25 protein-coding genes are annotated in these 23,746 nt (G+C 66.2%); 20 read left to right on the top strand and 5 right to left on the bottom strand.

The features are described from left to right. Positions 1–12 precede the first annotated feature (12 nt). The 9 genes from lipP1 (at position 13) to AC07XP_RS28155 (ending at position 9,336) form a co-directional block, all read left to right on the top strand. On the top strand, positions 13–978 hold the full coding sequence (gene lipP1 / locus AC07XP_RS28115; RefSeq protein WP_495266512.1) for a LipP1 family hormone-sensitive lipase: 966 nt from the start codon (positions 13–15) through the stop codon (positions 976–978). A gap of 113 nt (positions 979–1,091) precedes the next feature. Further along, the gene (locus AC07XP_RS28120) at positions 1,092–1,922 is read left to right on the top strand and encodes a helix-turn-helix domain-containing protein (RefSeq protein ID WP_369645464.1); all 831 of its coding nucleotides are present in this window, start codon (positions 1,092–1,094) and stop codon (positions 1,920–1,922) included. A 4-nt stretch (positions 1,923–1,926) separates the two neighbouring features. After that, complete coding sequence (locus tag AC07XP_RS28125; RefSeq protein WP_070061875.1) at positions 1,927–2,802, top strand: branched-chain amino acid ABC transporter permease; 876 nt, start codon at positions 1,927–1,929, stop codon at positions 2,800–2,802. A gap of 7 nt (positions 2,803–2,809) precedes the next feature. Beyond that, entirely contained in the window at positions 2,810–3,886 is a 1,077-nt protein-coding gene (locus tag AC07XP_RS28130; RefSeq protein WP_062478791.1) for a branched-chain amino acid ABC transporter permease, read from the top strand. Continuing rightward, positions 3,883–4,701: an ABC transporter ATP-binding protein gene (locus AC07XP_RS28135; protein ID WP_095747054.1), complete on the top strand. Its 819-nt coding sequence runs from the start codon at positions 3,883–3,885 to the stop codon at positions 4,699–4,701. Before AC07XP_RS28130 ends, AC07XP_RS28135 begins: the two co-directional genes overlap by 4 nt. A 268-nt stretch (positions 4,702–4,969) precedes the next feature. Then, a complete protein-coding gene (locus tag AC07XP_RS28140; RefSeq protein ID WP_056576626.1) occupies positions 4,970–5,743 on the top strand; it encodes an ABC transporter ATP-binding protein in 774 nt (257 codons plus the stop codon). A gap of 8 nt (positions 5,744–5,751) precedes the next feature. Then, a complete protein-coding gene (locus AC07XP_RS28145; RefSeq protein ID WP_495266513.1) occupies positions 5,752–7,608 on the top strand; it encodes an AMP-dependent synthetase/ligase in 1,857 nt (618 codons plus the stop codon). A gap of 32 nt (positions 7,609–7,640) precedes the next feature. Beyond that, complete coding sequence (locus AC07XP_RS28150) at positions 7,641–8,807, top strand: ABC transporter substrate-binding protein (protein ID WP_062478783.1); 1,167 nt, start codon at positions 7,641–7,643, stop codon at positions 8,805–8,807. 67 nt (positions 8,808–8,874) lie between these two features. Further along, positions 8,875–9,336 carry an EVE domain-containing protein gene (locus AC07XP_RS28155; protein ID WP_495266514.1) on the top strand — a complete coding sequence of 154 codons (462 nt, stop codon included), beginning with the start codon at positions 8,875–8,877 and terminating at the stop codon, positions 9,334–9,336. Positions 9,337–9,342: 6 nt separating this feature from the next. Here AC07XP_RS28155 and AC07XP_RS28160 read toward each other — a convergent pair whose 3' ends face one another. Both AC07XP_RS28160 and AC07XP_RS28165 read right to left on the bottom strand, forming a co-directional pair. Then, complete coding sequence (locus AC07XP_RS28160; protein WP_099793548.1) at positions 9,343–9,996, bottom strand: MarC family protein; 654 nt, start codon at positions 9,994–9,996, stop codon at positions 9,343–9,345. Between the two features lie 3 nt (positions 9,997–9,999). Then, positions 10,000–10,746 carry an SDR family oxidoreductase gene (locus AC07XP_RS28165; protein WP_447747690.1) on the bottom strand — a complete coding sequence of 249 codons (747 nt, stop codon included), beginning with the start codon at positions 10,744–10,746 and terminating at the stop codon, positions 10,000–10,002. A 133-nt stretch (positions 10,747–10,879) separates the two neighbouring features. Between AC07XP_RS28165 and AC07XP_RS28170 the strand changes: the two genes are divergently transcribed. Then, entirely contained in the window at positions 10,880–11,479 is a 600-nt protein-coding gene (locus AC07XP_RS28170; protein ID WP_139700430.1) for a 2-hydroxychromene-2-carboxylate isomerase, read from the top strand. Between the two features lie 54 nt (positions 11,480–11,533). Then, positions 11,534–12,217 carry a dienelactone hydrolase family protein gene (locus tag AC07XP_RS28175; RefSeq protein ID WP_070061880.1) on the top strand — a complete coding sequence of 228 codons (684 nt, stop codon included), beginning with the start codon at positions 11,534–11,536 and terminating at the stop codon, positions 12,215–12,217. Between the two features lie 49 nt (positions 12,218–12,266). Here the strand turns inward: AC07XP_RS28175 and AC07XP_RS28180 are convergent, their stop codons facing one another. Further along, on the bottom strand, positions 12,267–13,157 hold the full coding sequence (locus tag AC07XP_RS28180; RefSeq protein ID WP_070061881.1) for a LysR family transcriptional regulator: 891 nt from the start codon (positions 13,155–13,157) through the stop codon (positions 12,267–12,269). A gap of 287 nt (positions 13,158–13,444) precedes the next feature. Here AC07XP_RS28180 and AC07XP_RS28185 point away from each other — a divergent pair, with 287 nt between their 5' ends. After that, a complete protein-coding gene (locus AC07XP_RS28185) occupies positions 13,445–13,813 on the top strand; it encodes a hypothetical protein (RefSeq protein ID WP_062478764.1) in 369 nt (122 codons plus the stop codon). Positions 13,814–13,896: 83 nt separating this feature from the next. On the opposite strand, the gene AC07XP_RS28190 is transcribed toward AC07XP_RS28185, so the two are convergent. Together AC07XP_RS28190 and hemB are read right to left on the bottom strand one after the other, a co-directional pair. Then, complete coding sequence (locus AC07XP_RS28190; RefSeq protein WP_495266515.1) at positions 13,897–15,045, bottom strand: magnesium transporter CorA family protein; 1,149 nt, start codon at positions 15,043–15,045, stop codon at positions 13,897–13,899. 75 nt (positions 15,046–15,120) lie between these two features. Next, positions 15,121–16,134: a porphobilinogen synthase gene (gene hemB, locus AC07XP_RS28195; protein ID WP_495266516.1), complete on the bottom strand. Its 1,014-nt coding sequence runs from the start codon at positions 16,132–16,134 to the stop codon at positions 15,121–15,123. A 338-nt stretch (positions 16,135–16,472) separates the two neighbouring features. Between hemB and AC07XP_RS28200 the strand changes: the two genes are divergently transcribed. The 8 genes from AC07XP_RS28200 (at position 16,473) to fusA (ending at position 23,720) form a co-directional block, all read left to right on the top strand. Continuing rightward, positions 16,473–16,901: a CopD family protein gene (locus AC07XP_RS28200; RefSeq protein WP_319357767.1), complete on the top strand. Its 429-nt coding sequence runs from the start codon at positions 16,473–16,475 to the stop codon at positions 16,899–16,901. A 19-nt stretch (positions 16,902–16,920) separates the two neighbouring features. Further along, a complete protein-coding gene (locus AC07XP_RS28205; protein WP_159274731.1) occupies positions 16,921–18,042 on the top strand; it encodes a VanZ family protein in 1,122 nt (373 codons plus the stop codon). Positions 18,043–18,051: 9 nt separating this feature from the next. Next, positions 18,052–18,405, top strand: coding sequence for a (2Fe-2S) ferredoxin domain-containing protein (locus AC07XP_RS28210; protein ID WP_062478851.1), 354 nt, complete (start codon positions 18,052–18,054; stop codon positions 18,403–18,405). Positions 18,406–18,475: 70 nt separating this feature from the next. After that, entirely contained in the window at positions 18,476–19,108 is a 633-nt protein-coding gene (locus AC07XP_RS28215; RefSeq protein ID WP_495266517.1) for an alpha/beta hydrolase, read from the top strand. 40 nt (positions 19,109–19,148) lie between these two features. Continuing rightward, complete coding sequence (locus AC07XP_RS28220; RefSeq protein ID WP_070061890.1) at positions 19,149–20,318, top strand: D-alanyl-D-alanine carboxypeptidase family protein; 1,170 nt, start codon at positions 19,149–19,151, stop codon at positions 20,316–20,318. A gap of 203 nt (positions 20,319–20,521) precedes the next feature. After that, positions 20,522–20,899, top strand: coding sequence for a 30S ribosomal protein S12 (rpsL, locus tag AC07XP_RS28225; protein ID WP_013543948.1), 378 nt, complete (start codon positions 20,522–20,524; stop codon positions 20,897–20,899). A 147-nt stretch (positions 20,900–21,046) separates the two neighbouring features. Then, positions 21,047–21,520 carry a 30S ribosomal protein S7 gene (gene rpsG / locus AC07XP_RS28230; protein WP_007829591.1) on the top strand — a complete coding sequence of 158 codons (474 nt, stop codon included), beginning with the start codon at positions 21,047–21,049 and terminating at the stop codon, positions 21,518–21,520. 97 nt (positions 21,521–21,617) lie between these two features. Continuing rightward, positions 21,618–23,720 (top strand): elongation factor G, encoded by a 2,103-nt coding sequence (gene fusA / locus AC07XP_RS28235; protein ID WP_062478855.1) that lies wholly within the window; start codon positions 21,618–21,620, stop codon positions 23,718–23,720. The last annotated feature ends 26 nt before the right edge of the window (positions 23,721–23,746 follow it).

Consider the following 23,746-nt stretch of genomic DNA (forward strand, 5'->3'; position numbering starts at 1 on the left):
ACCGGAGACACCATGCTGCATCCCCAGGCGCGCGCCTTGCTGGATTTCATCGAAGCGCGCGGCATTCCGCCGACCCACACCCTGTCGCCCGCCGACGCGCGGGCCTACTACCGCGAGCGCCGCACCGCCACGCAGCCGCTGCCGGCCGAGGTCGCCGAGGTGCGCGACCTCGCCGCCGACGGGCCGCACGGCACCATTGCGGTGCGGCTGTACAAGCCGCTCGGCGCAGGCCCGGGCCCGCTGCCCGTGCTGGTGTACTACCACGGCGGTGGCTGGGTCATCGGCGACCTCGACACGCACGACGTGCTGTGCCGCGAGCTGGCCAACGGCGCGGGCTGCGCGGTGGTCGCGGTCGACTACCGCATGGGCCCCGAGCACCGCTTTCCCACCGCCGTGGACGACGTGCTCGCCGCCACCCGCTGGGTGCGCCGCGAGGCCGCCGCGCTGGGGCTCGATGCGAGTCGCCTCGCGGTGGGCGGCGACAGCGCGGGCGGCAACCTCGCGGCCGTGGCGTCGATCGCGGCGCGCGATGCGGGCGACCTGCCGATCGTGTTCCAGCTCCTGATCTACCCGGCCACCGACATGCGCCGCGGCCATCCGTCGCACCAGGCGAACGGGCAGGGCTACCTGCTCACGCGCGACACGATGACCTACTTCCACGACCACTACATCACCGACGCGAAGCACGACCTCGACTGGCGCGCTTCGCCGCTGCTGCACACCAACCTGTCGGGCCTGCCGCCGGCGCTCGTGCTCACGGCCGGCTACGACCCGCTGCGCGACGAAGGCGCGGCGTATGCCGAGGCGCTCACGGCCGCCGGCAACCGCGCGAACTACGTGTGCTTCGAGCGCCAGATCCATGGCTTCATCACCATGGGGAAGGTGCTCGACGAGGCCCACACCGCCGTCGCGTTGTGCGCGGCGGAACTGCGCCGCGCGTTCGCGCCGGAACTGCGCCGCGCGTTCGCGCCGGCCTAGGGAAAGTCCCCGCGCAAATGGATGCCGCGCGCAAGGCCCCCGCCGCTACGATCCAGCGAACACGACGCCACCCCCCGGTCGGACGTCGTCGACCGATGCAGGAGACAGACACCATGCAGCGAACCAGGACGTCGACGCCTTCGGGCGGCGATGCACGGCAGGGCGAACGCCTCATGTGGCTCACGCCGCAGCGCGTCTTCTACGCCGGGCTGCTCGGCGCCGCGGCCGAGCGCGCCATGGGCGGGCACGGCGTGTACGTGTCGCCCGCCGGTGCGCCGCCCAACCGCATCCGCATCGGTGGCGGGGCCTGGCAAAGCGGCGAGTTCATCGTGGTGCCGCCGCACGTGCCGCACCAGGTCGAGAGCGCCTGCCCGCTGATCTTCAACCTGCTGATCGAATCGGAGTCGGTCGATCCCGCGCGCATGCCGGCCTTCTTGCAGCACTGCGGCCCGGTCGATGCGCCGGCCTTCGTGCAGCGCATGCGCGAGGTTCATGCCCACCTGCTGGCGGCCTCGGCGCGCGGCATCGACTTCGACGGCTTCGATTTCGACGCGCTGTTCTTCGACGGCCCGCTCGTGCCGCGCCCGCTCGACGCGCGCATCCGCAAGGTGGTCGACATGCTCGTGGCCGACCCGGCCGCGCCGGCCTCGGCGGAAGACTGCGCGGCCTCGGTGCACCTGTCGTTCTCGCGCTTTTTGCACCTGTTCAAGCAGGAGACCGGCATGGCCTTTCGCGGCTTCCGGGCCTGGAAGCGCGCGCGCAGCCTGCTGCGCTATGTGCACCAGAGCGGCACGCTCACCGACATCGCGCTGGACACCGGCTACCCCGACTCCACGCACTTCAGCCATTCGATCCGCCAGGTCTACGGGCTCAAGCCCAGCGACATCGTGGCGGGCTCGCGCCGCCTCGCGCTGCACGACGCGGCCGGCGGGTTCCGGCAGTAAGCGCATGCAGATCCTCCAACTCCTGCTCTCGGGCATCGCGCAAGGGTGCATCTACGGCCTCATCGCGCTGGGCTTCGTGCTGATCTACAAGGCCACCGAAACGGTGAGCTTCGCGCAGGGCGACCTGATGATGCTCGGCGCGTTCGGTGCCTTCGCGGGCATGTCGCTGTTCGGCATGCCGTTCTGGCTTGCGGCGCTCCTGGCCGTGGTGGCCATGGCGGCCTTCGGCGTGCTGCTCGAGCTGGTGGTGATCCGCCCGATCCTCGGGCAGCCGCAGTTCTCGATCGTGATGCTGACCATCGGCATCGCCTACGTGGCGCGCGGCCTGATCACCATGGTGCCGGGCATCGGCACCGACACCCACACGCTGGCGGTGCCCTACAAGGACCAGATCTGGAAGCTGGGCGAGCTGGTGGTGAACCTGGAGCAGTTCGTGATCATCGTCGCCACCGCGATTCTGTGCGGCCTGCTGTACGCGATGTTCCGCTACAGCAAGCTGGGCATCGCGATGCAGGCCTCGTCGCAGAACCAGCTGGCGGCCTACTACATGGGCATTCCGGTGAAGCGGCTCAACGGGCTGGTGTGGGGGCTCGCCGCCGCGGTGGCGGCCATCGCCGGCATGCTGCTGGCGCCCATCACCTTCGTGCACGCGAACATGGGCTTCATCGGGCTCAAGGCCTTTCCTGCCGCGGTGGTGGGGGGCTTCGGCAGCCTGCCGGGCGCGATCGTCGGCGGGCTGGTGATCGGCATCGTCGAGTCGTTCGCGGGCTTTTACCTGCCCGACGGTTTCAAGGACACGGCGCCGTACATCGTGGTGCTGCTGATGCTCATGATCAAGCCGAACGGATTGTTCGGCGAGAAGCTGCGCAAGAAGGTCTGAACATCCCATGCGCTTCATCTTCAAGACCAGTTACGACCAGGACATCCGCCTTGCGCGGCACGGCGGCCACGTGCTCTGGTACAGCCTGCTCGTGGCCTTCCTGCTCGTCGCGCCGTGGGTCATCGACGAGTACTGGCTCGCGCAGCTGACCTTCGTGCTGATCTACGGCATCGTCGGCCTGGGGCTGATGCTGCTGGCGGGCTTCACGGGGCAGTTCTCCATCGGGCACGCGGCGTTTCTCGGAACGGGTGCGTACACGCAGGGCGTGCTGACGAACATGGGCGTGCCGTTCCCGCTCGCGCTGCTGGCGTCGGCGGCGCTGTCGGCGGCGGTGGGCGTGGTGGTGGCGATGCCGGCGCTGCGCGTGAAGGGCATCTACCTGGGCATCGCGACGCTGTCGTTCGGCTTCATCGTCGAGGAGGTGTTCGCGCGCTGGGAAAGCGTGACGGGCGGCAATGCGGGCCTGCATGTGAAGTCGCCGCAGCTGTTCGGCTGGTCGCTGGGCTCGGGCGAAGGCTTCTACTTTCTGTGCCTGGTGGTCGCGGTGGTGTCCACGCTGGGCATCCTGAACCTGCTGCGTTCGCCGACGGGGCGCGCCTTCGTGGCGATCCGCGATTCGGAGATTTCGGCGCAGAGCATGGGCATCCACCTGGCGCGCTACAAGACGATGTCGTTCGCGATCTCGGCCGCGCTCGCTGGTTTGGGCGGCGCGCTGTATGCGCACAAGCTGAGCTTCATCTCGCCGGACCAGTTCAACATCCTGCAGTCGATCGACCTGCTGCTGATGGTGGTGATCGGCGGGCTGGGCTCGGTGCACGGCGCGTTCCTCGGCGCGATTTTTCTCATCGCGATGCCGCAGCTGATCTCGATGGGCAAGGACTGGTTGCCGGCGGTGGTCGGGCAGGCGCCCGGCCTGCAGGGGCTGGTGTACGGGCTGGTGCTGATCGCCTTCGTGCTGTTCGAGCCGCTGGGGCTGTACGGGCGCTGGCTCAAGATCCGCACCTGGCTGCAGCTCTTCCCGTTCTACCGCAAGGGTTTGTTCAAGCGGCAGAAGTCGTTCACCAAATCGGACCGGCTGAGATGAGCAACGACGTCCTTCTTTCCGCGAAAGACCTGAGCGTGCGCTTCGGCGGCGTGCTGGCGGTCAACAAGGTGAGCTTCGACGTGCGGCGCGGCGAGGTGTTCACGCTCATCGGCCCGAACGGCGCGGGCAAGACGACGGTGTTCAACCTGATCAGCCGCATCTACACGCCGACCACGGGCGAGATCACCTGGCATGGTGAGGCGGGTGGGGCGATCGCGCTCACGCAGCAGGCGCCGCATGCGATTGCCGCACTGGGCATTGCGCGCACCTTCCAGAACATCGAGCTGTTCGAGCATGCGACGGTGCTGCACAACCTGCTGATCGGGCGTCACACGCACCGGCAGACGGGGTTCTGGAGCGAGGTGTTCTTCACGCCGGCCACGCGCCGCGCCGAGATCGCGGCGCGCGAGAAGGCGGAGCAGGTGATCGACCTGCTCGACCTGCAGCACTACCGCGACTCGATGGTGGCGGGGCTGCCCTACGGCGTGCGCAAGGTGGTGGAGCTGGCGCGCGCGCTGTGCACCGAACCCAAGCTGCTGCTGCTCGACGAGCCTTCTTCGGGGCTCAATGTCGAGGAGACGGCGGACATGGCGTTCTGGATTCAGGACATCCAGCATGAGCTGGGTGTGTCGGTGCTGATGGTCGAGCACGACATGTCGCTGGTTTCCAAGGTGTCGGATCGCGTGCTCGCCATGAATCAGGGCGAGGTGCTGGCTACCGGGTCTCCGCGCGAGGTGCAGGCGGATTCGCGGGTCATCGAGGCTTACCTTGGGACTGTGGATGACGTGAGCAGTTTGCGGAGGGTGGTGGCGTGACTTGCTTCTTCGTTACCCCTTTGGAGACGCCCGGTGCGCGGCACGGCGCGGTCGCCCCCACTGCGCCGGCCGCTTCGCGGCTGCCCTGCGGTGCTCGCGTTTCGCGGGGTCTCGCAGAACTCGCTTCGCTCAAACAGCTGCGAGCCCTGATCCGCGAAACGCTGCGCTCCTCGGCGGCACAGAGGGGGCGCCCACGCCGCACCGCACACCGGGCTTCGTGGTGGCGTGATGGCTCTGCATGTTCCGTCTTGAATCAGGGAGCAGCAGCATGAGCGACGTCGTGCTTCAACTGCTCAACGTCGAAAGCGCCTATGGCCCGATCAAGGCCATCCGCGGTGTGAGCCTGAAGGTGCGCAAGGGCGAGATCGCGACGGTGCTCGGCTCCAACGGCGCGGGCAAGACGACGATCCTCAAGACCATCTCGGGGATCATCGATCCGCGCAAGGGCAGCATCGAGTTCCAGGGGCAGGACATCACGGCGAAAGACCCGGCCTTCATCGTGCAGCAGGGGCTGAGCCACGTGCCCGAAGGGCGCGAGGTGTTCCCGCTGCTGTCGGTGAAGGACAACCTGCTGATGGGCGCCTACACGCGCAAGGACCGCGACGGCGTGGCACGGGACATCGAGACCGTCTTCACCTACTTTCCGATCCTGCGCGAGCGCGCCACGCAGGACGCCGGGCTGCTCTCGGGCGGGCAGCAGCAGATGCTGGCCATCTCGCGCGCCATCATGGCGGCGCCGCACCTCATCCTGCTCGATGAACCCAGCCTGGGCCTGAGCCCCAAGCTCACCAAGGAGATCTTCGAGATCGTGGTGCGCATCAACCGCGAGCGCGGCACCACCATCCTGCTGGTGGAGCAGAACGCCAACATGGCGCTCAACGCTGCCGACCACGGCTACGTGCTGGAGAACGGCCGCATCGTGATGGAAGACTCGTGCGAACGTCTGCGCGAGAAGGACGACATCAAGGAGTTCTACCTGGGTGTCAAGGACGACGGCGTGCGCGGCGAGCGGCGCTGGAAAAAGAAGAAGACCTGGAGGTAGCCGTCGCCATGCAAGGACTCTGGGATCTGCGAACCATCGAACCCGGCCACGACATCCTCGTGCCCGGCGAGACGCTGTCGGCCATGTTCTGGAACGCCGTGCGCCAGCGCGGCGACAACATCTGGATGCGGCAGAAGGAGCTGGGCATCTGGCGCAGCTGGAGCTGGCGCCAGACCGCCGAGGCCGTGCGCGAGATCGCGGCCGGGCTGCAGGCCATCGGCTTCACGCGCGGCGAGTGCGCGTCCATTCTTTCGAACACCGTCATCGAGTGGGTGCTGGCCGACCTGGCGGTGCTGAGCTGCGGCGGTGTGTCGAACGGCATCTACCCGACCGACGCTGCTTCGCAGGTGCAGTACCTGTGCGAAGACTCGCGCACCACGGTGCTCTTCGTGGAAGACGACGAGCAGCTCGACAAGGCGCTCGAGGTGCGCGCCCGCCTGCCCGGCCTGCGCCGCGTGGTCGTGTTCGACATGGAAGGCCTGCGCGAGCTCGACGACCCGGGCGTGATGAGCCTGGACGCGCTGCGCGCCCTCGGCCGCACGCATCTGGCGGGCGACCCGCAGGCGGTGGAGCGCAGCGTGGCGGCCTGCCGGCCCGAAGACCTGGCCATCCTGGTCTACACCTCGGGCACCACCGGCAAGCCCAAGGGCGCCATGCACAGCCACGCGGGGCTGGTGTACACCGCGCGCGGCTACAACACGCTCATCGCGCAGGATGAAAAAGACGAGCGCATGTGCTTCCTGCCGCTGTGCCACATCGCCGAGCGCATGGGCGGCGAGTACTTCGCGATGTACACGGGCTCGATCCTCAACTTCGTCGAGAACCCCGAGACGGTGCCCGAGAACGTGCGCGAGATCGCGCCCACGGTGTTCACGGGCGTGCCGCGCGTGTGGGAGAAGTTCTATTCGGGCGTGATGATCGCGCTGAAGGAGGCCAGCCCGCTGCAGCAGGCCGCCTACCACTGGAGCATCGGCGTGGGCGAGACCATCGCCAACAGGGTGCTCGCGGGGCAGGAGATCGGCACGGGGCTGCGTCTGAAGTTCCGGCTGGCGCGGCTGCTGGCGCTGGACAACGCGCGCAAGCTCATCGGCATCCACCGCGCGCGCTTTCTCGTGACCGGCGCGGCGCCCATTTCACCCGAGCTGGTCAAGTGGTACCTCGCGCTGGGCGTGCCCATGCTGGAGGTGTGGGGCATGACGGAGTCGTGCGGTGCGTCCACGGCCGTGCCCGTCACGCGCATCAAGCCCGGCTCGATCGGCCCGGCCACGGGCTACAACGAGGTGCGCATCGATCCGGCCACCAGCGAGATCCTGGTGCGCGGCCCCAATGTCTTCATGGGCTATTTGAATCTGCCGGAGAAGACCGCCGAGACCATCGACGCCGACGGCTGGCTGCACACGGGCGACGTGGGCGTGATGGACGAGGACGGGTATTTCCGCATCACCGACCGGATGAAAGACATCATCATCACGGCAGGCGGCAAGAACGTGACCCCGAGCGAGCTGGAGAACGAGCTCAAGTTCAGCCTCTACATCACCGATGCCGTGGTGATCGGCGACAAGAGGCCCTACCTCACGGTGATCGTCATGATCGACCAGGAGAACGTCGAGAAATTCGCGCAGGACCACGACGTGCCGTTCAGCAACTACGAGAGCCTGACACGCACGCAGGAAGTGCAGGACCTGATCCAGGGCGAGATCGATCGCGTCAACGCCAAGTTCGCGCGCGTCGAGCAGATCAAGAAGTTCTTCCTGCTCGAGACGCAGCTCAGCGCCGAGGACGAGGAGCTCACGCCCACGATGAAGCTCAAGCGCAAGCTGGTGCAGACCAAGTACGCCAGCCGCATCGACGCCATGTACCGCTGACCTCTTTTTTGCCAACCCGAGGAGACAACGCTATGACGAAGCTCAAGACATTGACGACGCTGGCCGTGCTGGGCTTGATCGCGACGCTCGCGTCCGCGCAGCAGCAGGGCGTGAGCAAGGACGAGATCCGCATCGGCACGATTCAGGACCTGTCGGGTCCGCTGGCGGGCTTTGGCAAGCAGGCGCGCAACGGCATGCAGCTGCGCGTGGACGAGCTCAACGAGCAGGGCACGCTGAACGGCCGCAAGCTCAAGCTCTTCGTGGAGGACTCGGGCTACGACCCGAAGAAGGCGGTGCTGGCGGCGCAGAAGCTGGTCAACCAGGAAAAGATCTTCATCATGGCCGGCCACATCGGCACGGCGCAGAACATGGCGGCGATGCCGGTGCAGTTCGACAAGAACGTCGTCAACTACATGCCGATCACGGCGGCGCGCGAAATGTACGAGCCGCTGAACCGACTGAAGTATTCGTTCGCGGCCACCTACTACGACCAGATCCGCCTGGCGCTGCCCAAGATGATCAAGGACAAGGGCGCCAAGAAGGTCTGCACGATCTACCAGGACGACGAGTTCGGCCTGGAAGTGCAGCGCGGCGCCGAGGCCGGCCTGAAGGCTGCGGGCATGGAGCTGGCCGAGAAGACCTCGTTCAAGCGCGGCGCCACCGACTTCAGCTCGCAGGTCGCCAAGATGAAGGCCGCCAACTGCGACCTCGTGGTGCTCGGCACCATCATCCGCGAGACCATCGGCACCGTGGGCGAGTCGCGCAAGACCGGCTTCAACCCGACCTTCCTGGGCTCGAGCGCGGCCTACACCGACCTGATCCACAAGCTGGGCGGCAAGGCCATGGACGGCGTGTACGCCACCATGACGGTGCAGAACCCCTACACCGACGAGCAGTCGCAGCCGCTGCGCTTCTGGGCCAACAAGTACAAGACCAAGTTCAACGAAGACCCGACCGTGTTCTCGGTGTACGGCTACGTGATCATCGACTCGTTCATCAAGGCCGCGACCAAGGCCGGCCCGAACCTGACGACCGACAGCTTCATCAAGGCGATGGACAGCATCACCTTCGAGCCCGACATGTTCGGCAGCCCGAAGAGCACCTACACCGCCACCAAGCGCCTGGGCAACGACCAGTCACGGCTGTCGCAGATCAAGGACGGCAAGTGGGTCGTCGTCTCCGATTACGTGACGCCGTAAACGAAGGCCGCCCCGGACTGGGGCGAGCGGCTATATTCCGCGAAATCCCCTTCGCGAGACTGCCGCCATGCCCCAGTACTGGTTGATGAAATCCGAGCCCGACGAGGTCTCGATCGACGATGCCCTCGCCGCGCCCGATGCCACCGTGGCGTGGACCGGCGTGCGCAACTACCAGGCACGCAACTTCATGCGCGATGGCATGAAGGTCGGCGACGGCGTGCTGTTCTATCACTCGAGCTGTCCCGAGCCCGGCATCGCCGGCATCGCGCGCGTGGCCTCTGGCATCCAGCCCGATCCGACGCAGTTCGACCCAAAGTCGCCGTACTACGACGCCGGCGCGAAGAAGGAAGACCCGCGCTGGCTGCTGGTCGACGTGCAGGCGCTGCGCAAGACGCGGCTGCTGTCGCTGCCCGAGCTGCGCGCCAAGCCCGAGCTGGCCGATCTGGTCGTGCTGCGCAAGGGCAACCGGCTGTCGATCATGCCGGTCGAGCCGGCGCACTGGAAGATCATCGAGAAGATGCTGGCCTGAACCTGCTCAGGCGACTTTCGACAGGATCGGGAACAGCTTGCCGAGCCCGTCGGCCATCACCTCGACCGCGAGTGCCGCGAGGATCAGGCCCATCAGCCGCGTCATGATGTTGATGCCGGTCTTGCCGAGCACCCGCGCGATCGGCTGCGCGAGCGAAAAGGCCAGTGCGGTCGCCAGCGCTACGACCACGCCATAGCCGACCAGCAGCCCCAGCTCCCACAGGTGCTGCGTCTTGTCGGCGTAGATCACTACGGTGGATATGGCGGCCGGGCCGGTGAGCAGCGGAATCGTGAGCGGCACCACCGCGATGGAGGCGCCCATCGACGCCTTCACTTCGGTGGCGCGCAACTCATCGACGTTGGTCTTGCTCTCGGCCGGTTGCGCGTTGAGCATCGAGATCGAGCTCATGAGCAGCAGCAGCCCGCCGCCGACCTGGAAGCTCGCGATCGAGATGCCGAAGAAGGACAGCAGCTGCAGCCCGATGAGCGCGCTCACGGCAATCACCACGAAGGCGCTGAAGGCCGACATGCGCACCGTGCGCTTGCGCTGGGCGTCGGAGTAGTCCTGCGTGTAGTGGATGAAGAAGGGCACGATGGCCAGCGGGTTGACGATGGCCACCAGCGTGACCAGCGGCTTGATGAGGTCCATGGAGGTGCTCATGGCTCAGCGTCCTCCGGTCACGTCGAGCAGGGCCATGGTGGTGTAGCTCGCCTCGGGCGAGAGCAGCCACAGGACGGCACCGGCAATTTCTTCGGCGGTGCCGCTGCGCTTCATCGGCACGCCTGGGCCCATCTCGGCGGCGCGGCCAGGCTGGCCTCCGGAGGCGTGGATGTCGGTGTCGATCACGCCGGGGCGCACCGCGTTCACGCGGATGCCTTCGTCGGCCACTTCCTTGGCCAGGCCGATGGTGAAGGTGTCGATGGCCGCCTTGCTGGCCGCGTAGTCGACGTACTGGCCGGGCGAGCCGATGCGCGCGGCGCCGCTGGAGATGTTGACGATGGCGCCGCCTTCGCCGCCGTGCTTCGTGCTCATGCGGCGCACGGCTTCGCGTGCGCAGACGAAGCTGCCGATCACGTTGATGCGGAACATGCGTTCCAGCCGCGCCACGCTCATCTCGTCGACGCGCGCCTGCACGTCGACCACGCCGGCGTTGTTCACGAGCGCGGTGAGGCGCCCCAGCTTGGCGTCGACCTTCGCGAACATCGCAAGCACCTGGGCCTCATCGCCCACGTCGGCCTGCACCGCCATGGCGGTGCCGCCGCCCGCGCGGATGGTGCGCACCACCTCGTCGGCGGCCAGCGAGTTGCTGGCGTAGTTCACGGCCACGGCGTAGCCGCGCTTCGCGGCGAGCAAGGCCGTGGCGGCACCAATGCCGCGTCCACCGCCGGTGATCAAGAGCACCTGGTCCAAATCCCACCTCCTGCAGAGAAACTGTGTGTCAGTTAAAACCGACGGCCTGGATTACATCACCGAGGGCTGGCGCGTGAGCGCCGCGCCGCCCCAAGCCAGCTCGCACCGCAGTGCGCAGCACGGAGGTTACTGAATGCACAAGACGATCGACTATTACTTTGCGCCACAGAGTCCGTGGACCTATCTGGGGCATACCCGCTTTGCCGCCATCGCCGCGGCCGCCGGCGCCACCGTGCGCGTGCGGCCCATCGACATGGGCAGCGTGTTCCCCGTGTCGGGTGGCCTGCCGCTGGGCAAGCGCGCACCGCAGCGCCAGGCCTACCGGCTGCTCGAGCTGGCGCGCTTCTCGAAGCACCTGGGCCTGCCGCTGAACCCGAAGCCGAAGTTCTTTCCGGTGGCCGGCGACGATGCGGCGCGGTTGATCATCGCGGTCGACCTGCACGACGGCACCGAGGCCGCGATGCGCATCAGTGCGGCGGTGTTTGCGGCCGTGTGGGTGCAGGAGCGGAACATCGGCGACCCGAACCTGCTCGAAGCCCTGGTCGCGGAATGCGGCCTGCCGGCCAAGCGCGCCGAGCAATCGCAGAGCCAGGCGGTGCAGGAACGTTACGAGGCTTACACGCAGGAAGCGATCGACATCCAGGTGTTCGGTGCGCCGAGCTACGTGATCGACGGCGAGATCTTCTGGGGCCAGGACCGGCTCGATTTCGTCGAGCGGGCGCTGCGCGCGTAACGGCGCAAGCCGACCCGCTTTTTCTTTTTCATTCCATCGTTTCAGGAGAACCCCATGGGCCAATTCATCGACCTCACCGCCAAAGACGGCTTCACCTTTCCCGCCTACGTGGCCGAGCCCGCGGGCACGCCGCGCGGCGCCGTGGTGGTGGTGCCGGAAATCTTCGGCGTGAACTCGCACATCCGCTCGGTGGCTGACGGCTATGCGGCCGACGGCTACCTGGCCGTGGCGCCGTCGACCTTCCACCGCGTCAAGCCCGGCGTCGAGCTGGGCTACAGCGACGACGACATGAAGACCGGCTTCGGCTACAAGACCGCGGTCGAGGCGCTGCCCGCGCCCGGCGTGTTGCAGGACCTGGAAGCCGCGATCGCCTACGCCTCGAAGGCGGGCAAGGTCGGCATCGTCGGTTACTGCTGGGGCGGCCTGCTGGTCTGGCGCGCCGCGGCCCTGCTGCCGGGCCTGGCCGCTGCCGCACCGTACTACGGTGGCGGCATGACGACGCCGGAAGAAAGCGCGCGCCAGCCGAAGGTGCCGGTGCTCGCGCAGTTCGGCAACCGCGACCACTGGATTCCGCTGGACACCATCGAGGCCTTCAAGAAGGCGCACCCCGAGGTGGAAGTGCACGTCTACGAGGCCGACCACGGCTTCAACTGCGACCAGCGCGGTTCGTACAACGCCGAGGCGGCGAAGCCGGCGCGTGAGCGTGTGCTGGCCTTCTTTGCCAAGCACGTCGGCTGATCCGGCACGTCCCAAGAAAAAAGCCCGGCAGTGCCGGGCTTTTTCATTTCTATTTCTTGGCGCCGACCCGCGTCTGCAGGAAATCGAGCAGCGCGCGCAGCGCCGCGCTGTTGTGGCGCCGCTGCAGGTAGGCGGCCGACAGCCACATGTCCTTGCGCGCATAGCCTTCGAGCACCGGCACCAGCTCGCCGCTGTCGATGTGCGACTGCACCAGCAGCGAGGGCAGGTAGATCACACCGAAGCCGCGCATCGCGACGCGGATCAGCGGCGCGCCTTCAGTGCAGTCCATGCGGCTCTTGACTTGCACGTCCAGCGGCTGGCCGTTGTCATCGAAGCGCCACGCGGGCTGCGTGCCCAGCAGCGAATGGGTCAGCGCCTCGTGATGGGCGAGCTCCTGCGGGTGCGCGGGCTTGCCGTGCTTCTTCCAGTAGACCGGCGAGGCGCAGACCACCATGTGGATGAGCCGCAGCTTGCGCACGATGAGGTTGGCGTCTTCCACCGGGCCGCTGCGGATGTCGACGTCGATGCCTTCCTCGGCGAGGTCGACGGTGCGGTTGGTCAGCTGCAGGCTGATGCTCACGTCGGGGTAGTGGCGCATGAAGTCGGCCAGCAGGTCGGGGAACTCGCCGTTGCCCATGCCGTGCGGGGCCGAGATGCGCAGCCGGCCGCCGGGCTGGCTGGCGCGCTCCTGCAGTTCGGCCTGGGTGAGCTCGACCATCTCGAGCATCGGCGTGCTGCGTTCGAGCAGCAGCTGGCCGGCGTCGGTGAGGCTGACGGAACGCGTGGAGCGGTTGAGCAGGCGCACGCCGAAGCGGGTCTCGAGTTCGGCGACGTACTTGCTGACCGTGGCCTTCGACATGTCGAGCCGCTTGGCGGCCTGGGAGAAGCTGCCGTGCGAGGCGACTTCCCGGAAGGTTTTGATCAGATCGAGACTGTCCATGTCAGTGAAACCCGTTGTTTTTCGCGAGGGAGCGCGGTGTGCCGATTCTCGGGGGTTTTGCCGGATAGGACTGGCGCGGGGTTCTGGTGTAAGCCGGAAGCAGTCAGGCGCCTTGTGCCCGGTTTTTTTGCGTGCACGACTTTGTTGACTGATTGTTTCGCTACAGGAAACACCGTGTCTCTGAACCGAGTGTTTTCCCGAAGGAATTCCGGCTGACACTCGCCGCACAGGCGAGCCAACGTGCAAGCCTGGTGGACATCCCATCTAGCCGAACACAAGGAACAGACATGAAGACCTCGCACATTTTCGCAGCCGCCGCCCTGACCCTCCTGGCCGCCACCGGCGCCCAAGCCGAGACGTACCAAGGCGTGACCCAAGTGATCTCGTCCAAGAGCCGCGACGAAGTCAACGCCGAAGCCCAGCGCACCGCCGCAGCCCCGAACCAGAACGTCGTGCGTGGTTCGCGCGGCGCGGAAACCGTGGCCGTGTCGAAGGACCGTTCGATCGTCGAAGCCGAAGCCATCCGCACGGCCTACGCTCCCGACCAGAACGTGACCTCGGGTTCGCGCGTCAACAGCAAGGTCATCTCGACCATGGTGAACCCGATGGACGCACGCGTTCAAGCCCAGCAAGGTTCGGGCGCCGTCGCCAAGTAATTGGCCGCGAAGCCAGCTGCCTTCCGGGGCGGCCCGAGCTGACAAGAAAAGCCACGCATCCGCGTGGCTTTTTTCATGGGCGCTCAGCGCGTGCGGGCGAGGTAGCGCTTGCGCCAGAAGATCAGGACCAGCAGCACCGCGATGACCAGCATGGCCGACATTGCGATCCAGAAGCCGTCCGCCTTGTGCACCAGCGGGATGAACTCGAAGTTCATGCCGAAGATGCCGGCGATGAGGTTGAGCGGCAGGAAGATGGCGGTGAGCACGGTCAGCACCCGCATGATGTCGTTGGCCCGGTGGCCCTGGACGCTGAAGTGCATCTGCACGGCCGTCTCGGCGTTCTGCTCGAGCCGGTGCACGTGGTGCACCACGCGCTGGATGTGCTCCAGCACGTCGCGGCTGCGCACCATGATCAGGTCGCGCTCGCGCTGCGCGGTCTCGCCCTGCGGCACGGGCAGGGTTTCGAGCGAATCGATCCAGTCCTGCATGGCGGCGCGCTGGTCTTCGCAGATCTCGTCCAGCCGGTGCAGCGACTGGCGCGCCTCCATCAGCGCGCTCCAGTTGGTGAAGCGGCTGCGCGGGTCGATGAGCTCGGTCTGCCAGTGGTCGAGCTGCTTCGTGAGCTCGCGCCGCATGTCGAGGTAGCCGTCGACGATCAGGTTGACGATGCGCAGCATCAGGTCGGCGGGGCTCGCCGGCAGGCGGGCCGAGGTGGCACGCACGTCGAGCGCGGGCGTGCCGCGGTCGTCGGACGAGGCGGCCGCCAGCAGCCGGGCGGCGAAGGCATCGCGCACCGTGCCGTCCTCGGGGTGCACCGAGAGCAGCACGCGGTCGAACACCGCGAAGCCGACGGGGCGGGTGTCGATGCGGCGCAGCACCGGCGGGCCGCCGCGCGACGGGCGTTGCGGCGTTGAGGGTGAAGGTGAGGGTTCAGCGCTGTCCTGGCCGTTGCCCGTGGCCAGGCGGCGGAACACCAGCACGTCGTACAGCGAGGTGTAGTCGTAGTGCGAGGGCAACTGGTCGTTGAGCAGGTCGGCCACGTGCAGGTCGACCAGCTGGGTCTGGCACAGCGTCTGCAGGATCTGCTGCACCTCGGGCTGGGCGGCGCGGAATTCGTCGCGCGTCAGCGAAATCCAGAGGTAGCTGGCGGCGGCGCAGGCGCCCGGCACGGCCAGCGGCGCCAGCGAGGCGTGCTCGCTGACCTGCGAGCGGCTGATTTCGAAGATGCGCATGGACACTCGCCCCCGGTGGTTCTTCTTCCACGCCAGAAGTGCCGTGGAGGTGCGGCAGGCATGCCGCAGTAGCTATTATTTTTGTAGCAACCGGGCGGCGTCAAGCGCGAAGTAGGTCAGCACGCCGTCGGCACCGGCGCGCTTGAAGGCCAGCAGGCTTTCGAGCACCACGGCGTCGTGGTCGAGCCAGCCGTTCTGGGCTGCGGCCTTCAGCATGGCGTACTCGCCGCTCACCTGGTAGGCGAAGGTCGGCACTCGGAACTCGTCCTTCACGCGGCGCACGATGTCCAGGTAGGGCATGCCGGGCTTCACCATGACCATGTCGGCGCCTTCGGCGATGTCGATGGCGACCTCGCGCAGCGCCTCGTCGCTGTTGCCCGGGTCCATCTGGTAGACCTTCTTGTTGCTCTTGCCGAGCGTCGCAGCCGAGCCGACGGCGTCGCGGAAGGGGCCGTAGAAGGCGCTGGCGTACTTGGCGCTGTAGGCCATGATGCGCGTGTGGATGTCGCCGCGGGCTTCGAGCGCGGTGCGGATCGCGCCGATGCGGCCGTCCATCATGTCGCTCGGTGCCACAATATCGACGCCAGATTGCGATTGTGTGAGTGCCTGCTTCACAAGCACTTCAACGGTCGCGTCGTTGAGGATGTAGCCGGTGTCGTCGAGCAGGCCGTCCTGGCCGTGGCTGGTGTAGGGGTCGAGCGCCACGTCGGTCATCACGCCCAGCTCGGGGAAGCGTGCCTTGAGGGCGGCCACCACGCGGGGAATCAGCCCGTCGGGGTTGAAGGCCTCGTCGCCCGCGGGCGTCTTGAGGCTGGCGTCGATCACCGGGAACAGCGCCATCACCGGGATGCCGGCCTGCACGCACTGCTCGGCCACGGGCAGCAGCAGGTCCAGGCTCAGGCGGTCCACGCCGGGCATCGAGGGCACGGCGTCGCGGCGCTTCTCGCCTTCCTGCACGAACACCGGGTAGATCAGGTCGTTCGTCGTCAGCGCATGCTCGCGCACCAGGTTGCGGGTGAAGGCATCGCGGCGCAGCCGTCGCGGGCGGCCGGCGGGGAACATCGCGAGCGGGGAAAATGGTGACGTCATATATCTAAAATTGTGCCTGAAGCGCGAAATCGCAGCCCAGCGCTGCTGGAGGCAAGTTGTCTGACAACTACGGAAATTAATAGAACTTAAGTTCTAGATTTTTGTTGTAAAAGTCAAAGAAACTGCCTCAATCGCTTGAAACCTTGTTTCGTCTTTGTTAAATTCTGAAGCGGGCGGCTTGCCGCTCCCCGCTTTTCCTCCCTGAGCGGGTGCCTTGATGTGTGACAGCAAAAGGGCTTCCCAGCCCGACGTGAAGACGTCGGGCTTTTTTTTTGCCCGAAACCTTGGCAAAGGGCCCCGAAGAGGGGTCAGTGTGCAGCCACCACTAAACTGCCGCCATGCTCTGGGTCAAATCTCTTCACATTGTTTTCATTGCCAGCTGGTTTGCCGGGCTGTTCTATCTGCCGCGCATCTTCGTCAACCTGGCGATGGTGCCCCCCGAGTCGGTCGCGGAGCGCGAGCGCCTGCTGCTGATGGCGCGCAAGTTGCTGCGCTTCACCACCTTTCTGGCCGTGCCGGCGCTGGTGTTCGGCGCCTGGCTCTGGCTGGGCTACGGCATCGGGCGCGGCCCCGGCAACGGCTGGATGCACGCCAAGCTGGCCCTGGTGCTGGTGGCCATCGGCTACCACCATGGCTGCGGCGTGCTGCTGCGCCGTTTTGTGGCGGGCGGCAACCGTCGCAGCGACCGCTGGTACCGCTGGTTCAACGAGCTGCCCGTGCTGCTGCTGCTGGGCATCGTGATCCTGGTGGTGGTGAAGCCCTTCTGAGCCCGTGTCGACGGTAGACATGCCGCACAAGTCTGCCGCGCTCCCCCTGGCGCTGGCCTATGCGGCGCTGATCGTCTATGCCAGCCTGTACCCCTTCGCCGACTGGCGTGACCAGGGGATCGCGCCCTGGGCCTACCTGTCGGCGCCCTGGCCCAAGTACTGGACGGGTTTCGATTTCGGGGTGAACGTGGCGGGCTACGTGCCCTTCGGTTTTCTGTGTGCGCTGAGCGTGCTGCGCACGGGCAGCAGTCACAGTGTGTGGCGTGCGTTGCTGCGCGCCACGGTGGCAGGCGCGGCGATCGCCTTTGCCATGGAGACGCTGCAAAGTTATCTGCCGGCGCGCATTCCTTCCAACGTCGATCTGGGGCTGAACACCGCCGGCACGGTGCTCGGCGCGGTGCTGGCCGCGGCGCTGGAGCGGCTCGGTGCGATCGCCCACTGGAGCCGCGTGCGCTCGCAGTGGTTCGTCGAGGACGCGCGCGGCGGCCTCGTGCTGCTCGCGCTCTGGCCCTTTGCGCTGCTGTTCCCCGCCGCCGTCACCTTCGGCCTCGGCCAGGTGTTCGAGCGGCTGGAAACGACGATCTCCGAGTGGCTGCTCGACACGCCCTTCATCGACTGGCTGCCGGTGCGCCAGTTCGAGCTGGAACCGCTGGTGCCGGCCGTGGAACTGCTGTGCGTGATGCTCGGGGCGCTGGTGCCTTGCCTGCTGGGCTACCTGGTGGCGCGCAACGTGGTGCAGCGCGCGGTGCTGCTGCCGCTCATCCTGCTCGCGGGCGTCGCGGCCTCGGCGCTGTCGGCGGCCATGAGCTATGGCCCCGAGCATGCGTGGGCCTGGCTCGATCTGCCGGTGCAGGTCGGGCTGGCCGCGGCGGTGTTCGCGGGCGTGCTGCTGCTCTTTGCGCCGCGCCGGCTGTGCGGCGCACTGCTGCTCATGGGGCTCGTGCTCCAGCTGAGCCTGCTGAACCAGGCACCCGAGAGCGCCTACTTCGCACAGACCCTGGCCACCTGGGAGCAGGGCCGCTTCATCCGCTTCCACGGCCTGGCCCAGTGGCTGGGCTGGGGCTGGCCCTTCGCGGTGCTGGTCTACGTGGTGGCCGCGCTGTCGCGGCGCCGCCCTCGGCCTGAGCACGCACGCTCATAAAATCGGTCGATGCCCAGCACCACTCCCGCCGCGCCGTCCGGCTACTACGGCCGCCACATCTTCTTCTGCCTGAACGAACGCAAGAACGGCGAAGACTCCTGCGCCCTGCACAACGCGCAGGAAGGCTTCGACCGCTGCAAGGCCAAGGTGAAGGAGCAGGGGCTCGCCGGGCCCGGCAAGGTGCGCGTCAACAAGGCCGGCTGCCTCGACCGCTGCGCGGGCGGGCCCGTGGCGGTGGTCTACCCCGAGGCGGTCTGGTACACCTTCGTGGACGCCGAGGACATCGACGAGATCGTCGAGTCGCACCTGAAGAACGGCCAGGTCGTCGAGCGGCTGTTGCTGCCGCCCGACGTCGGCCGCTGAACTTTCCTGCGGACCCCGTGCTCGTACCGTGCACGTTGCCGGCATCGCCGGCCCAGCCAACCCCAGCGCCATGAACTCCCAGACCGAAAAAATCAGCCTCCAGGGCGCCGCGGGCGTGATCGAGGTGCAGCGCGATTTGCCAGCGGGCGACGCGCGCGGCATCGCAGTGATCGCCCATCCGCACCCGCTGTTCGGCGGCACGATGGACAACAAGGTCGTGCAGACCCTGGCCCGCGCCTTCGTGTCCTGCGGCTGGACGGCCGTGCGCTTCAACTTCCGCGGTGTGGGTGCCAGCGAAGGCGTCCACGACGAAGGGCGCGGCGAGCTCGAGGACATGCTGCATGTCGTCGGCGAGCTCGCGCCCGAGGGCCAGCTGGCCATCGCCGGCTTTTCCTTCGGTGCCTTCGTGGCCAGCTGCGCGGCCGAGAAGCTCTGGGCCGCACGCGACGTGCGGCAGCTGGTGCTGGTCGGCACGGCCGCCTCGCGTTTCTCGGTGGCCACGCTGCCGGCTGAAGCGCACGAGCGCGCGCTGGTGGTCCATGGCGAAGCCGACGACACCGTGCCTCTCGCCGCAGTGATGGACTGGGCGCGTCCCCAGTCACTCCCTGTCACGGTTATTCCCGGGGGCGGCCATTTCTTTCACGGACAATTGCCGCTGCTCAAAAGCCTGGTCGCCCGCCATCTGCGCGCGGGCACCGAATGAAAGCCTTTCAGGCTTGTTTTCGCCTCTTCCCACACTCTCCATGAATCGTTTTTTCACTGCGCTTCGCGCACTGGTGCTGACCGCTGCTGCCTCGGTTGGCGTGATCGCCGCCGCCCAGATGCCGGCCCCGCCTGAAATCGCTGCGCGCAGCTACCTGCTGCTGGACGTGACCGCGAACCAGATCCTGGCGCAGAAGGACATCGACAGCCCCGTCGAGCCGGCCTCGCTCACCAAGCTGATGACCGCGTACGTCGCGTTCGATGCGCTGCGCGCCAAGAAGATCACGCTGACCCAGACCCTGCCGGTGAGCCCGCGCGCCTGGAAGATGCCCGGTTCGCGCATGTTCATCGACCCCAAGATGCAGGTGCCGGTGGAAGACCTGATCAAGGGCGTGATCGTGCAGTCGGGCAACGACGCCACGGTCGCGCTGGCCGAAGGCGTGGGCGGCACGGTGGAGCACTTCGTCGAGATGATGAACGCCCAGGCCAAGGTGCTGGGCATGAAGAACACCACCTACAAGAACCCCGAAGGCCTCACGGCGCCCGGCCACACGACCACGGCGCGCGATCTGAGCATCCTGGCCACGCGCCTGGTGCGGGACTTCCCCGAGGAAGCCAAGTACTACGCCATCAAGAAGTACCGCTACCCGGGCACCCCGTCGACCAACGACACCAACCGCAACCTGCTGCTGTTCCGCGACCCGACCGTCGACGGCCTGAAGACCGGCCACACCGACGCCGCCGGCTACTGCATGATCGCCACCGCCAAGCGCGACTTCCCGAACCTGACCGGCGGCCGCCGCCTGCTGTCGATCGTGCTGGGGGCCAGCAGCGAAGCCGTGCGTGCCAACGAGTCGCAGAAGCTGCTGAACTGGGGTTACACGGCCTACGACGCCGTGCGCCTGTTCGACGCCGGCCAGCCCGCCGCCACGCCTGCCGTCTGGAAGGGCAAGGCCAACGTGCTGAAGCTGGGCCGCCCCGAGGCCATCGTGGTCGCGGTGCCGACCGGTTCCGCCAGCAAGATCAAGACGCAGGTGTCGCGCCCCGACCCGCTGGTCGCGCCGTTCACCAAGTACCAGGCCGTCGGCTCGCTCAAGGTCACGCTGGACGACCAGCCCCTGGCGGACGTGCCGCTGGTCGCCCTGGAGCCGGTCGAGCAGGCCGGCGTCTTCGGCCGCGCCTGGGACGCCGTGCGTCTCTGGATCAAGTAAGAGACAGGAAAAAGCGGCCTTGAAACAGGCGGTGGCGGGCGCTCCAGGCGCCTGACATTGCCATTTCAGACCTGCCTGCTATACTCGTGGGCTTTTCGGAATTTTCCGAAGGGTTTCACGTTTTCGTTATTCCCGGCTTCCTTGAGTCACGACCAAGGGCGGTTTCACCACCAAGGCTGGGTTGTTTTGGGACTAATTCATTCATGCCAACCATCAATCAACTGGTGCGTCAGGGTCGAACGGTCGAGAAGATCAATTCGAAGAGCCCTGCCATGCAGAACTCGCCGCAACGTCGCGGTGTCTGCACCCGCGTCTACACCACGACGCCCAAGAAGCCCAACTCGGCGCTTCGTAAAGTTGCCAAGGTCCGTCTGACCAATGGCTTCGAAGTCATCTCCTACATCGGCGGCGAAGGCCACAACCTGCAAGAACACAGCGTCGTGCTGGTTCGCGGCGGTCGTGTCAAGGACTTGCCCGGTGTGCGTTACCACATCGTGCGCGGTTCGCTCGACCTGCAAGGCGTGAAAGACCGCAAGCAGTCGCGTTCCAAGTACGGCGCGAAGCGACCCAAGAAGGCCTAAGCCTTCCTGTCAGAAAACAAGCGGTGTTCGATGGCCTTGGCGGGCTTGTCGAACGAAGTGACCCAATGTCGGGTCGAGTAAGTGAGAGTCCTGACTGGCTCTCGCGGTATCGGAAACGATGCCAACTGAAGCAAAGAGGTTAGAAAAATGCCACGTCGTCGCGAAGTCCCCAAACGTGAAATCCTGCCGGATCCCAAGTACGGCAATGTCGAGCTGTCCAAATTCATGAACGTGATCATGGAAGGCGGCAAGAAGGCTGTTGCCGAGCGCATCATCTACGGTGCCCTCGACTTCATCGAGAAGAAGAACCCGGACAAGGACCCCCTCGAAGCGTTCACCGTTGCCATCAACAACGTGAAGCCGATGGTCGAAGTGAAGTCGCGCCGCGTCGGTGGTGCGAACTACCAGGTGCCGGTCGAAGTCCGCCCTGTCCGTCGCCTCGCCCTGTCGATGCGCTGGATCAAGGAAGCTGCCCGCAAGCGCGGTGAGAAGTCGATGGCCCTGCGTCTGGCCAACGAACTGATGGAAGCCACGGAAGGCCGTGGCGGTGCCATGAAGAAGCGCGACGAAGTGCACCGCATGGCAGAAGCCAACCGCGCCTTCAGCCACTTCCGCTTCTAAAAAACACACGTCTCTTGAGCGTTGGGGGTTGAGTACCGGGCGAAATCGCCCGTGCTCGACGCCCAGCGCTCAACGCATTTAAACCCGAAAGTACATCATGTCCCGCAAGACCCCCATCGAGCGCTACCGCAACATCGGTATCTCCGCGCACATCGACGCCGGCAAGACCACCACCACCGAACGTATCCTGTTCTACACGGGCGTGACCCACAAGCTCGGCGAAGTGCACGATGGCGCGGCAACGACCGACTGGATGGAGCAGGAACAAGAGCGTGGCATCACGATCACCTCGGCTGCCGTGACCTGCTTCTGGAAGGGCATGGACCACTCGCTGCCCGAGCACCGCATCAACATCATCGACACCCCCGGCCACGTGGACTTCACCATTGAAGTCGAGCGCTCGATGCGCGTGCTGGACGGCGCCGTCATGGTGTACGACTCGGTCGGCGGCGTGCAGCCCCAATCGGAAACCGTCTGGCGCCAGGCCAACAAGTACAAGGTGCCGCGTCTGGCGTTCGTCAACAAGATGGACCGCATCGGCGCCAACTTCTTCCGCGTTCGCCAGATGATGGTCGACCGCCTGAAGGCCAACCCCGTGCCGATCGTGATTCCGATCGGTGCCGAAGACAAGTTCCAGGGCGTGGTCGACCTGCGTCTGATGAAGGCGATCTTCTGGGACGAAGCCTCGCAAGGCATGAAGTTCGAAACGCGCGAGATCCCCGCCGAGCTGGTCGAGCTGGCCAAGGAATGGCGCGAGAAGATGGTCGAAAGCGCGGCCGAAGCTTCGGAAGAGCTGATGAACAAGTACCTTGAAGAAGGTGACCTGACGCTCGAGGAAATCACCCACGGTCTGCGCACGCGCACGATCGCCGGCGAAATCCAGCCGATGCTGTGCGGCAGCGCGTTCAAGAACAAGGGCGTGCAGCGCATGCTCGACGCCGTGATCGAACTGATGCCTTCGCCGCTGGACATTCCTCCGGTGCACGGCACGGACGACGACGAGCAGGACGTGACCCGCAAGGCCGACGACGGCGAGAAGTTCTCGGCGCTGGCATTCAAGCTCATGACCGACCCCTACGTCGGCCAGCTGACCTTCGTGCGCGTGTACTCGGGCGTTCTGAGCAAGGGCGACACCGTCTACAACCCGGTCAAGGGCAAGAAAGAGCGTATCGGCCGTATCGTGCAGATGCACGCCAACGAACGTCTCGAAATCGAAGAAATCCGTGCCGGCGACATCGCCGCTTGCGTGGGCCTGAAGGACGTCACCACGGGCGAAACCCTGTGCGACCCGAACGCCATGATCACGCTGGAGCGCATGGAATTCCCCGAGCCCGTGATCTCGCAGGCCGTCGAGCCCAAGACCAAGGCCGACCAGGAAAAGATGGGCATCGCCCTGCAGCGCCTGGCTTCGGAAGATCCGTCGTTCCGCGTGCGCACCGACGAAGAATCCGGCCAGACCATCATCTCCGGCATGGGCGAACTGCACCTCGAAATCATCGTGGACCGCATGAAGCGCGAATTCGGCGTGGAAGCCAACGTGGGCAAGCCGCAAGTGGCTTACCGCGAAACGATCCGCAAGACCGTCGAAGAAGCCGAAGGCAAGTTCGTTCGCCAGTCGGGTGGTAAGGGCCAGTACGGTCACGTCATCCTGAAGATCGAACCGCAGGAAGCTGGCAAGGGCTTCGAGTTCGTCGATGCCATCAAGGGCGGTGTGGTTCCTCGCGAATACATCCCCGCCGTGGAAAAGGGCGTTGTGGAAGCGCTGACGCAAGGCGTGCTGGCGGGCTACCCCGTCGTCGACGTCAAGGTCACGCTGCACTTCGGTTCGTATCACGACGTGGACTCGAACGAAATGGCGTTCAAGATGGCCGCGATCTTCGGCTTCAAGGAAGGCGCCCGCAAGGCCAGCCCGGTCATCCTCGAGCCGATGATGGCCGTGGAAGTCGAAACGCCTGAAGACTACGCCGGCAACGTGATGGGCGACCTGTCCAGCCGTCGCGGCATGGTGCAGGGCATGGACGACATGATCGGTGGCGGCAAGCTCATCAAGGCTGAAGTCCCGCTGTCGGAAATGTTCGGCTACTCGACGACGCTGCGCTCGGCCACGCAAGGCCGCGCCACGTACACGATGGAGTTCAAGCACTATGCTGAAGCTCCCCGTAACGTCGCTGAAGCCATCGTGGCCGCTCGCTCGAAGTAAGTTTCAAGAATGTGGGGCCGCGCCGT

The organism is Variovorax sp. GW531-E2, from assembly GCF_059423125.1.